The organism is Streptococcus sp. ZY171113, from assembly GCF_057748235.1.
On sequence record NZ_CM173243.1, the window covers coordinates 1,375,219 to 1,386,884 of the forward strand.

General features: G+C 44.4%; 11 protein-coding genes and 1 pseudogene. 2 read left to right on the plus strand and 10 right to left on the minus strand.

Features of this window, described 5'->3' with window-relative positions:
• Positions 1 to 170 precede the first annotated feature (170 nt).
• The gene (locus AC3ARB_RS06435; RefSeq protein WP_488319756.1) at positions 171 to 338 is read left to right on the plus strand and encodes a hypothetical protein; all 168 of its coding nucleotides are present in this window, start codon (positions 171 to 173) and stop codon (positions 336 to 338) included.
• Positions 335 to 940, plus strand: coding sequence for a hypothetical protein (locus AC3ARB_RS06440; protein WP_488319757.1), 606 nt, complete (start codon positions 335 to 337; stop codon positions 938 to 940). Before AC3ARB_RS06435 ends, AC3ARB_RS06440 begins: the two co-directional genes overlap by 4 nt.
• A gap of 100 nt (positions 941 to 1,040) precedes the next feature.
• Here AC3ARB_RS06440 and AC3ARB_RS06445 read toward each other — a convergent pair whose 3' ends face one another.
• From AC3ARB_RS06445 to AC3ARB_RS06490, 10 genes and pseudogenes are all read right to left on the minus strand, one after another.
• Positions 1,041 to 1,622, minus strand: a complete 582-nt coding sequence (locus AC3ARB_RS06445) for a type IV toxin-antitoxin system AbiEi family antitoxin domain-containing protein (protein WP_488319758.1) — start codon at positions 1,620 to 1,622, stop codon at positions 1,041 to 1,043.
• A gap of 74 nt (positions 1,623 to 1,696) precedes the next feature.
• Positions 1,697 to 4,521 (minus strand): annotated as a pseudogene (locus AC3ARB_RS06450) (phage tail tip lysozyme).
• Position 4,522: 1 nt separating this feature from the next.
• Complete coding sequence (locus AC3ARB_RS06455; RefSeq protein ID WP_488319759.1) at positions 4,523 to 6,892, minus strand: VirB4-like conjugal transfer ATPase, CD1110 family; 2,370 nt, start codon at positions 6,890 to 6,892, stop codon at positions 4,523 to 4,525.
• A complete protein-coding gene (locus AC3ARB_RS06460; protein ID WP_488319760.1) occupies positions 6,843 to 7,199 on the minus strand; it encodes a PrgI family protein in 357 nt (118 codons plus the stop codon). The genes AC3ARB_RS06455 and AC3ARB_RS06460 overlap by 50 nt, the downstream gene beginning before the upstream one ends.
• 88 nt (positions 7,200 to 7,287) lie before the next feature.
• Positions 7,288 to 8,139, minus strand: coding sequence for a VirB6/TrbL-like conjugal transfer protein, CD1112 family (locus AC3ARB_RS06465; protein WP_488321541.1), 852 nt, complete (start codon positions 8,137 to 8,139; stop codon positions 7,288 to 7,290).
• 19 nt (positions 8,140 to 8,158) lie between these two features.
• Positions 8,159 to 8,401, minus strand: a complete 243-nt coding sequence (locus tag AC3ARB_RS06470; protein WP_029175065.1) for a hypothetical protein — start codon at positions 8,399 to 8,401, stop codon at positions 8,159 to 8,161.
• 15 nt (positions 8,402 to 8,416) lie between these two features.
• Positions 8,417 to 10,303 carry a VirD4-like conjugal transfer protein, CD1115 family gene (locus tag AC3ARB_RS06475; protein ID WP_488319761.1) on the minus strand — a complete coding sequence of 629 codons (1,887 nt, stop codon included), beginning with the start codon at positions 10,301 to 10,303 and terminating at the stop codon, positions 8,417 to 8,419.
• Positions 10,303 to 10,791 carry a hypothetical protein gene (locus AC3ARB_RS06480; protein ID WP_488319762.1) on the minus strand — a complete coding sequence of 163 codons (489 nt, stop codon included), beginning with the start codon at positions 10,789 to 10,791 and terminating at the stop codon, positions 10,303 to 10,305. Before AC3ARB_RS06480 ends, AC3ARB_RS06475 begins: the two co-directional genes overlap by 1 nt.
• A gap of 59 nt (positions 10,792 to 10,850) precedes the next feature.
• Complete coding sequence (locus AC3ARB_RS06485; RefSeq protein ID WP_488319763.1) at positions 10,851 to 11,447, minus strand: CPBP family intramembrane glutamic endopeptidase; 597 nt, start codon at positions 11,445 to 11,447, stop codon at positions 10,851 to 10,853.
• Entirely contained in the window at positions 11,425 to 11,658 is a 234-nt protein-coding gene (locus AC3ARB_RS06490; RefSeq protein WP_488319764.1) for a transcriptional regulator, read from the minus strand. The genes AC3ARB_RS06485 and AC3ARB_RS06490 overlap by 23 nt, the downstream gene beginning before the upstream one ends.
• Positions 11,659 to 11,666: the final 8 nt, after the last annotated feature.

Consider the following 11,666-nt stretch of genomic DNA (forward strand, 5'->3'; position numbering starts at 1 on the left):
TACTGGCTAACCTTGCCCCATCATACCAAGAAGGATTTGCGGATTTTATCACGAAAAAAAGCCAGTAGCACACGGCTACTGGCTAAATATCCTCTTAGAAAGCTTCTCATAATTGCTATTTGAAGTAAACTTTGGTAGAATGTAACATAGAAAGTAAAAGGAGGAAAATTATGGCTACAATTAGTATGACAAGAGATATAAAAATAACAACCGCTGATGCTGAAAAAATTCTAAACAGCAAACCATCTGAGTCACTAGAAAATCTACTACAAGTCATTAAGCCTGCGAAGAAAACTACCTCAAATAAATTGATTGCTCAATACCTATCAAAATCATGATACAAACATTATCGCTGACAGACTACCTAGCAACTATTAGTGAGCAAGCTGATGATCTAACACTTGAAGAAAGCTATGATATTTTCAGAAAGATTATAAAAGACACTGTTGATTTTCATGGTAACAATGATATGTTATCTTACTTATTAGATAAAGCTCTTCAATTTGAAAACCATCACCGCTCACGTAATTTTATTGTTGAAAATAGCGAAACAAATGATATTGTGGGGTTCTTTAGCCTTTCTCTTAAAGTTATAGATATTTCAGATTTAGAGAAATCTATCAAGAAGAAACTTATTCTTAAAGGGAAAAGTCCTAACAATGTTGACACTATCCCTGTCCTACTCATTGGTCAGTTTGGTAAAAACACTAAAATCAATCAAATTACTGGTGCAGAATTATTTCAAGAAGTCTTGAAAAAGATTGAACAATTTAGAAGTATTGTAGGTACTCAGATAGTATTTTTAGACAGCTTAAACCACCCTAAAGTGGTTTCATTCTATGAAACATTTGGATTTGTGACTTATAGTAATTTAATTACTGACGAACAGAAAATCACTTACCAACCTATGGCTCTAAATATGTCTCTTTATAATAAATAATCCAGCTAGTCTAAAATGATTAGCTGGATTATTTATTTTTAATAGCCGTACTATCTCATCTGTATTGATAATAAGATAAGACTTATAACATTTGTAAATGTCATAGTAATACCTCAATGTAGGATTGTAACTTCTTCTCCACTTTGAATAGACGAGCATATTCAAAGAGTTTGCCAAGATTGACCTGTCCCATCGCCATATACCTCCTAAAAGCAGGGGCGATGATTTGAATATCTATTTTATAAATTGGTCGTAAACACTCAACAAGTGTCCGCTCTTTATCGTAGACCGCAATCTGTTGATTTGGCTGTCTTTCTATATAAATAATACCAAGGTCATGATGCGACCTGGTAACCACAGGCTCAATACCTGCCTCTCGGATATTAACGGTATTAGTGCCATAAGGAAAGGTCATCTTCGGCTCGAAAGAAATCGTCAAAGACAGCCCGTGTAACCATAAAGCAGTATCTAATGAATAAATGCCTTTTGGAAAACGATACTGCAAGCTATAATACTCATCAATATAGGTCTCTGGTAAACGATAAATCCCACGCTCATCCGTTTCTAAGACACCTTCCGCAACTAACTGATTGACTTGATGATATGGCCAATTTTCCTTTTCAATATCACGATAAGTCAGAAATCCACCATTCAAAGTTACTCGATTTAATACAGCATTCATCTCAATTCCTCCCTTTAAGAATAGATATGCTAACACTTTTATTAAACGTTAGCATATTCTAAAGAAAAATCAATTTATTTCACCGTATAGGCAAAACTCATAGCTGCGTCTGGTCCGCTGATTTTTCGGAAGGTGTAGTTTGGATTGCCATTGACATTGGTCTCTGAGATGAGAAACGACCCATCTGGGTAGACTTTCTCGACAAATGCCACATGCCCGTAAGGAATAGGTGTGCCGTGACTGCCTCCCGCAAAGGAGATAATAGCACCTGATTGAGGCGTTGAACCTGTCTCACCACCTAATGCTGCAGCCGACGCTACCCAATCTTGACCGTTACCCATAACGCTAGTAATAGAAATTTTCTCTCCGTTTCGCCCTTTGAGCTTGAGACCCAATTGGTTGATACGTGCCGCAACTCCCCAAGTACATTGCCGTAGGCATAACCCATACCGTCACCACCTCCAGGGATAGAATTGTCAAAGAGGTCTCCTCTAACGGCTTCTAGGGCAGCTGGATCACTCTGAGCGGTGCCTCCATTTGGTTGACTAAAGCCTTTTTCAATCTGATAGTACCACTCAGTAGCTCTGGTTTGGCGTTCCAAGAGCTTATCACCACTATTGCCCTCCCAATAGGTCAGAAAGACCTGAGCTAGACTGGCTGGACTGCCCGTATTCTGGAAGAAACCGTTAAGCCAATTGGTGTAATAGGGATTGTCTCCCTCAAGCATAAAGTCCAACTGAAGCTCTAAATCATACCAGGGCTTGCCCTTTCTCTTGGCGTACTCCAAAAGTAAGGTGTGGCGACTTGACCCGTCTGCGGTGTCCGTCCATTGCCCTAAACCAAGGCCTCGACGAAGAATATTGGGGTAGCCACCGTTATAAATGGCAGGGCCTCCCATCGCCAGCCAGTTAGGGTCGTCCCATGAGCTATCGCTTGCCCCAACAGGCGGGCTAAGATAATCCCCTTCTGCCCGTTTTGGATTGATAGCTGATTCAACCGACCAGTTGCCTAAGATGGCTGCGATAGCCTGATTGGTCACCCCCTTGGCTTTTAGAAAGATATAAATGGCTTTGGCTCGTTCAAATTCATCCCCACCAAATTGACCGATATTGGGTAAGATAGTGGTCTGGACTTGAACCACCTTGGGAAAGTAAAAAGCAGGATTGACCATCACCAACTTCTTTTGGTCAGGATCATACTTCTCGTAGGAGACTTTAAGTCCTGTACTATCCTTAGTCTGACCAAGCACATCTCCTGCTATTACTTTTTGCCCCTCAACCAAGCGACCTGTGTGAATGCCATACAAACGCAAAGAGACTGAACTGACCTTTTTACCAGCGGTAATAACGACATCATCACCCTCCAGATGAATCGTCCCATCAAGAGGGGCGAGAACCGCTTGATTTTCCTGAGCTTCTAGGATAATAAACTCTTGTAGAGTGGGCTTGCCGTCCAAATGATAGTAACCATAGCGATAGGTCATGGGCAAGACATCATCGTCTGTCTTCCCCTCAAAGGGATTGTCCAGTTCCTGCAAGCTGGCATAGACACCTTCCTCCGACAGTTCTTTGAGGTCATCTTGTTCCTCTTTGGACAATTGATAAGGCGGCTTATCATAAAGCTCCGCCATAGTTTTAAGGCTATCTCCACCATTTAAGTCCTGCCAAAGCGTGGATAGGTAATCTTTATAAGTGCTAGAGGGTGGCAAGACACTTATCCTATCTTCTAAGGCATAATCCTGAAACTGGCTATTCATGTAGGCCATAACGTCATCTACCTTGGTGTAGTAAGTGATACCCTTTTCGCTTGTTCGGGTCTGTTCCGCATCCTCCCAAGTCATGTGAGTGTAAGCCTTGGTTAACTCAAACTCATCTTGTTGGATAAGGGTCTGACTGGCAAAACCTAAGAAAAAAGACATCATAAGCAATAAAAACAACAAGAAACCTGAAACAATCCAAGTAACAGGATTGCCCATCAAGGCCATAAAAGCCTGTTTGAAACTAGAGATGAGGCTTTGAATAATCTTCCCAACCTGTCTGGTCTGGTGTGCTCGTCTGGCGACTTGCCGTTTGAGGCGTTGGGTGAGTTGGTCTTCCCTTCTGTTCAGACGAAATCCCTTACCTGCTTGCCAGTTTTGGTAACGTTCCTTGGTGTGTCTCACCCGTTTGACCATAAACCGTGTACTGGCTTGTGAGAGCTTGACAGCTGACTTACCGGTGTCAATCCCTGCTCTGGAGTAACGTGCCACCTGGTAGCTGGTGTCCACTACTTCCCTAGCACCAGACAAGTCGTCATCTTGACTGGCTAGGTAAAGAACTTCACGACCAAGGTATCTTCCGGCTCGCTTGAGCTTGGTCTTTGGAGACTTATGCCTAGTCACAGCTTTAACTCGTTTCAAGTCTTGTTTGCTTTGTGAGACCTCTTGTTCCGCCTGCAGGCGGTCAAGGGATTTTGCTTGATAGAAAAAACGGGAATGCTTTGCCTGATTCACTTGGTCAGACAGCTTACTCTTTGCCTTCTCTTTTTCCTTGACTGTTTTCAAGTGTTGCCTGGCCTGCTTGTGCCTGGTCTTTGCTTGGGGTAAGCGATGGTGCTTTAATTCTTGATGGGATAGGTCATAAGGATTGGCGGAGGATAAAAGGCTGTCAAACCGCTTGTCTCCCTCTTCTTTGAGGTCGTCAAATTCTTTCTTAGCACTAGAGACCGTTTCCTGATAAGCCACTTGTGCTGGAGATTTAGACGACACCAGACGATGAAAGAGAAAGCCTCGTCTACCTGACTGAGAAATCAAGTTTTGCCGTGCTTCCTGTCGTTTGAGGCGATAGGTGCGTCTTCCCTGTCTTAGATTGGTTTTCTTGGTCAATCTCGCTCGCTTCAATTCTTTCTTCGTGACAGCCATCTTATTCTCCTTCCCTTGTGGCTTGGACCATCTTATCAGGGTCTGTGCTCATCAGGTCAAAGAGTTGGGTATCGGTTGGGATACGGTTCTTGAAGGGTACAACCGTATGACCGGCCTTAATGAGACCTGCCCCACGTTCGGGATTAACTAGGTATTTCTCCAACTCCTTAGACAAACCAAGCAGATGGACCAACTCTTCTCGGTCATTTTTAGCCTGTTTGAGCAGAATCATAAACTCACTATTGGCCAAAATCCGTCTCCCGTTGGCATCCATCAATAGAGTTTCCACATTTTGTGTTATACCCGTTGGAATCGCCCCGTACTTCCGCACCCGGCTCCAGAGTTTGAAGAAGAAATTGCTGGCATATTCATCCAACAACAACAGCTGCATCTCATCGAAGTAAATCCAAGTAGTCTTACCCAGTTGTTGGTTTCTGACCACCCGATTCCAAATCTGTTCAAAAACCACCATGAGAGCAATGGGTTTGAGGGCTTCTCCTAGTTTTTTGACATTGTAAATCACAAAGGATTTATCTGTCGTCACGTTGGTTCGGTGGGCAAACATATCCAGCGACCCTTTGACATAGAGTTCCATATCAAGAGCTAGATTACCTGCTTCTGGTTCAGGTTGCTTGGACAATACAAAGACCCATTCTTCCAAGGTTGGCTCTAGGAAATGTTGGTAGGTCAGCCGCGTCACTCGGTCAATGATTGACTTCTCTCGGCCGTCCATTTGGCGGTCTAAGAGCTTGCCAATCCAGGACAATAAGAACTCTGATTTAAGCTTGACAGGGTCCTCATCAAAGCCATGACTGGATAAATCAAGAACATTGAGGTAGGTCTGGCTATCTGGGGCAATGATGATACTTTCCCCATCAAAGGCTTGACCAATCAATCCATACTCATTTTCTGGGTCGACCACGATAATCTCTGTTTTATCATCCACCTCTTTGAGCCTGGTAGTTGTGATTTCATGCTTGGTTCCCATCCCCTTACCTGACCCCGATGTCCCTAAGATAAGACCAGATGGGGTGTTGAGAGCCTTGCGGTCAATGGTGATGATGTTATTTGAAATCTGGTTAATGCCGTAATATTTCCCTCCCTTGTCCTGCAAATCCACCGAGGTCCAAGGAGATTGTACGGCGATATTGGAGGTCAAAAGACTTCGAGAAATGCCTTTTAAGAAGTTCTTCCCAAGAGGGAGAAGACTATTAAAGGCGGCTTCCTGCATGTAGGGCAAGGGCTCAATAATCAGGTCATGAGAACCTGCCACTTGCTTCATATCGTTAAAGGCTTCTGTGAGAGCTTCTGGGCTATCTTCTAAAAGTCCAATCAGAAAGACGGTCTCAAAGAGTTTATCCCCTGTCTTGGTCATGGTAGTTAGAAGGTCAGCCGCTTCATCAATGGTCGTTTCTAGGACATGACTGGCCTTTTCCAAGTAGATGCCTGAGCGAGCCATCTTTTGTTGCTCACCGATTTTCTGGGATTCCATCAGGGTCTTCTTGGTTCTGACCTTGGCCATAGCCTCAGACTTTTGTGACCCCTGAGCATGAAAACTGATGATGAGTTCCCTATCTGTCTGCATGAGGTCACGGATAAAACCGTCCCCTAACTCTGTCCCATAATCCCTGACATAGACCACCTGCAAGTAACGGTCATCAATAGCTAGGTAATCCTTGTGCTTAAAGGACATACTTTGTGGGGCAATAAAGTGTTTCGTCGTTAGACCCGACAGAGCTAAGTCCTTATAGCTAAATGGCAGATGATTGTCTCCTCGAAGCATATCCGCAAGGATATTAACCCTAGCCTCACCCTCTAGGAGATTGAAGGTGCAATCAATCTCAGCTAAACCATTTTTAACATACTCACCAACTTGAGATAAGAAGCGATGAGCTTGTTTGGTTGAGGTGTCCGTCCGGCCAAAGGTGATGGCTTTAAGAACATTGAAATTATTTTCGCCATTATCCAAATTCTTGTTCATCATTTGATTCAATTCCTCACGAAAATGATTATAGCCATCACCATGCAGAGGGTAAAGAACGCTTGAACGGAACTTATCTAGGTTGACCCTTTGATTGAAGAGGGTTAGCTGAAAATGCGTGCGGTCATCTAAGGCGTTAATCATGTCCGAATACTTGTCCACAATGAGGGCTCGCTCTTCCAGACCAACTGTCTGGTAATTGACATCACCCAAAAGATAGCTTTGGGAATAATAGTCAGGGGTGACTTGCATGAGGCCATTCTCAAATAAGCCTTGGTAAGCAATGGTATTGATGGTTGTTGGTTGTAGTTCTTGACGCAACTCCTTTTGGCGCTTCTTATCAGTCGCAGATCGCTTGGAATTCGTTAATGGGTTTTGTCGTTTTCGCATGAGTATTTTCCTTTCCAGTTAGGGTACGTACAGGGACAGTAAGGGCAAACCGTAGGCGGTAATGCAGGTAATGTTCAAAGGCTAGGTGATTGGGGCGATAGAACCCAAATAGAAGCAAGGGAAGGGTAAAACTCCCTGTAAAACCATAGACAAACCAGTCCCCAAACTGCCAAAAAAAGAGGTTTAAGCCCAAGACTAAAACTGTTATGACTAGGGCTGGCAAAACAAAGATAACCTGCCTGGTCGTAAAGCCCAGCCAGGCTCGGTGTTGGTATTTTGAAATGTCCTTGAAGACACGGGTATTCATTCAATAATCCTCCATAACAAAGATATTCGTTACAAAAACGGAGCAGAACCTCTACTCCGTTATTCTATTAAGCTAGTGCACATTTGCCCTACATCCCTAAAATGCTTCTGGCTGTTCGTTGGGAACTTACTAGGGCAATAATCAATAAAATGGCTTGGACAAAGCTACCAAACATGATAGCTAGAGCCTCACCTGCTCCTGCCCCGTTTGAGACCGCAATCTTACCTGCCGATTCAAAGAGTGGTAACAGAGACACAATCAAGAAAATGAGAATGCCCTGGATGCCGTAAACCATGATGTTCTTTAGGTAGCCAATCCCTACTCCACGCCACTCATCACTCAAAAAAGTTGGGAGAGTGATTGGGGCAAAGGGAAGCATGAGGTAGAGCTGAATAAAACGAATAGTCACCATGAGATTGACCACAGCGGCACTTGCCATTCTGACCAGCCAAATCAAGAGGGCAAAAAAGGCAATAATCATTTTCCCGACGGTGCCTGACCCTTTTAGACCTGATAAGGTATCGTAGGTTTGACCACCTTCAGCTACCAGCCCTGCAATTCGAGTGAGGGCATGGCCAGCTAAGCCCAAAATAGCTTCCACAATCACCGTGGTATTGGCCATCACCACACCAACCATAATAAAACTGACAATCATTGGTGCAATAGCCTCAATGGTCATGGCTCCACCAGACCCTGCAATCTTCTTGGCTAATTTTGAAAACTCCAAGATTAAGATAAGGGCTAAGATAGCCACGCCAATCGGACGCATGACCTGCTCGGTGACGGCTGTCATGTAAGCCCAGACGGTTGGGTTATAGTCTGATAGGGATTTGACCAAATCAGCTGTCGATTCTAAATCCAGCGAGAAGCCCTCAAAGAGGTTATCTGAGGAGACTTTTTCTGAGACCAGAAAAACTAGCTGAGGGAATAAGTTATTCATCACATCGCTCGTCTCCTTCTTAAATGGTAATTTGGGTCACAAAGGCCCCTGCAGCTCCGACCATCACCCCACCAACAATCTCTAAGATGGCATTTCGGACACCTGGTCCGCCATCTTTGATGTTGGTCGCTAGGTTAATGACCCCAATCACGACAAGAAAGGCTCCTGTCGCCACCAAGCCCTTTTGAAGGAGGGACATGGCCTGGGCAAACATGGAGCTGGCATCAACCCCATAGGTTAGGTTTGGTAGTTTTTGTATCATCTATTTTCCTCATTTCTATTTTAGTGTTGCGGTAAAGCGAGGGTCTTGACTCAGGTTTCGCACTCGGTGTCCCCTTAAATCAAGCGGTGGTTCTCCTGTCAAGGCAAGGTCTGGCTCCCACCACCAGTCGTCCCCTTCCTCATCTGCCAAATACTGCCAGTTGGGGTGCTTGAAGGGGTCATACTTCTTGGCATAGAAGGCAGGGGTATTGGCAATTCTGACCAAGCAATCCCCTCGATTCATGTTGCCAACTTCGTCTGGTGTCATGAGATCACGGGCAATCTTCTGATGGCTGAGAGACCCAGACCCTGTTTGGCCAAAGGACCGACTGGTGTTTCTGACATCAATGGTTTGTTTCCCTAAGAGAGCCGACATAAACTTGAAGGTCTCCTCATCATTTCCCCCTAGATAGAGCAGGCTGTCACAGTTGCCTAAAATAGTCTTCCAGGCATCTTTTTCCTTATAGAGACCTTGGAGTTGGGCAATGTTTTGTAAGATAGGAACAAGGCTGATGTTTCGGGAGCGAACGGTTGAGGTCAATTCCGCAAAGTCTGGAATCTCCCCGACATTCGCAAACTCGTCTAAGTAGGCCCTCACATGAATAGGGAGCTTGCCCTTAAATTCCACATCAGCCTGTCTGGTCAAGGTCGAAAAGACAGTTGAGAAAAAGAGGGCAGACAAGAAGCGAAAGGTAGAATCATTGTCTGGAATAACCAAGTAAACCATAGTCTTCTGCCGTCCCCAACTCTTAATGTCCATAGTGTCTAGCTTAGTTAAGTCAATGACCGACTGGATATTAAAGAGTGCAAACTTAGCCGTCGTCACAGCAATGACTGAATCCAAGGTCTTATCCTTGTAGTTTTGAAAATCCGCCCAGTTTCGCATAGTAAAGTTTTCAGCCCCATAGGTCTTGGCGTAGCGTTCAAACATGACCTCTAGTACACTCTTTTCAGCCCCGTCTGCCTTATGAAGGAGTTTAATCAACTTGGAAATTTCCGCAAAAGACGGGTATCGTCCCCTCTTACGACGGTTCTCCAAGTCTTGTTTCTCTTTTGCATGTAGAGCTTTTCTCTCTTTTTTTGACAAACGATCTTCTTCCATCAGCTGTGCTCTGGTCTTTGGTGGGTTGTAAAAATCAACCAGGTAAGAAGCGATGGCACGAACCAAAGTCATCGACGCCTCATCCCAGAAGGGATCGCTGCGTGACCCATTGCCCTTGGTGTTATTGAAATACACCGTCAGCATACGGTTCAAATCATTCTCAGTTTCCACATAACGAAAAGGATTGAAGCCATTGCTTGTCATCATGGACACTAAGTCTAAAATCTTTATCTGATAACCCTCTTTCAGGAAGAATTTTCCTGTCTTTTGAGGCAGGTGGTCCTTGGGGTCAACCACAATATTTGTACAGTTGGCTTGAATCAGATTGGGTTTGACAAAGCGAAAGGTCTTGCCTGCCCCTGAACCACCGATGACAACCAAGTTTTTATTGCGGTCAAACTTAGGTCGCTTCTTCTCCAGAAGGGTAAGGCGAACGGTCTTAGCTAGTATGGTATCCAAAAAGGGATTTTTACTGGCAAAGGCTTGGCTCTCTTGTTTTGTCCCAAAGCGAGCTGACCCATATTCCTGCCCCTCTCGATAGACCTTGGCTCCTGAAGTCGTGTAGAGATAGGTCAAGCCCATCGCACCAAGACCAAACAGAAACCAAAGGCTAGAGCGAAGGGTAAAGTGAAAATTCCAAGGGTTAGAAGCTATCTCATCCTGGCCATTCATCAAGAGGTAGGTCCATCGTTCAAGAACTGGCAGATGATTCAATTCATCATAGAGGAGGCTCAGGCGATGGCAAACATAGCCTAAAGCCAATCCCATCATGATGAAGACAAGTGGTTTTGCTTTAGACATCACAGCACCATCTCTTTCGTTTTGACGCTAGAGCGATCACTCAGAACAATGCTTTCCTTGGCTAAAGCAATTTCCTCATCTAGTGTCTTGTCCGTCACCAAGCCTTTGAGCTTGTCTGCGTCATTGACCAGTTCTTTTAGGAGGGTGTCTAGGTGGGTATCCAGCAAGGATCTGTCCTTGGTGTAAAAATAGAGATAATCGTCTTGAAAAGCGATAGCCAAAGGCAAATTGTTCTTAGCCAACAGCTCTTTTAACTTCTCGACATCCACGGGCTTATCTAAGAGTTCTGTTTTTAAGTCAATGCCATCAATGGCAAACGGGGTCTTGACCAAATCTGCCAGAGTTTGAAGGCCAATTTTATAGGCTGTTTCTTGATGAAGGCCACGTTTGACAGACCAGTCCAGAATCTTAAGCAGGGTTCTCAGCGTTAAGAGACTACTTCGCTCTAAATACTGAAAGGCTTGGCGTTCCTGTTGTTCACTAGACATAGCTTCTCCTTTCTTTGTAGGGATAGGCCTATCTTAAACTAGTTGCCTCGCCTTTTTTATCACAGAAAAGTAGCTAGTAGCACTAAGCCATTCCAAGAAAGATGGAGACCTGTCGCCCCTAATAGGTCAGTTTTTAACCGCATGAAACCAAGGCAAAGTCCTAAACTCCCATAGACCACCCAACTCCCTAAACTATTAGGCTGATGAGCCAAGGCAAAGACGATACTAGTTACCAGTAAGGCGTGATAAGGCTTTGGAAAGACTGACCAGAGGTAACCACGGTAAACCAGTTCTTCGACTAGACTGGCATTGATTAAAAACAAGGCAAAGACACCCAAAGGCAGTTGACTTTGGACAGAGACGAGACTGGTTTGATTGGTGGAAGTAACGGGAGATACGACACCAATAAGAACAGACACCAGAAACATGAAGCCTAGACAAGTAAGTAACCAAACAAATCTTGATTGAGCGGAAAGAGGCCGAGGATACTTGTTCAATAGCCAAACAAGACTGACTAAGTAAAGCAGCTGGAGAATGACAACTTCCCACAAGAAAAGGTAGGCCAACAAGTAACAACTGACCAATAAGCTATTCAGGTACTGGTAGAGGTAGAGACCAAAAATTTTCCAGATTCTAGCGTCTAAATAGGTCTTCATAATCCACCTCCAATACCAATACGATTTTCTCCACCCACTTGGTCTGGGGCATTTGGCAGGTGGACTTGTAATGTCTAATTTTCTGATAAAGCCGATTGAACTCGCTGGGGTACCGGTAACTCCCCGCAAACATCTTCCGTGTCAAATCAGCCCAGCTCATCTCCTTTTCCGCTAACAAGAGGGCAAGATTTTCCCAAAATAATTCCGCCATAGCTCCTC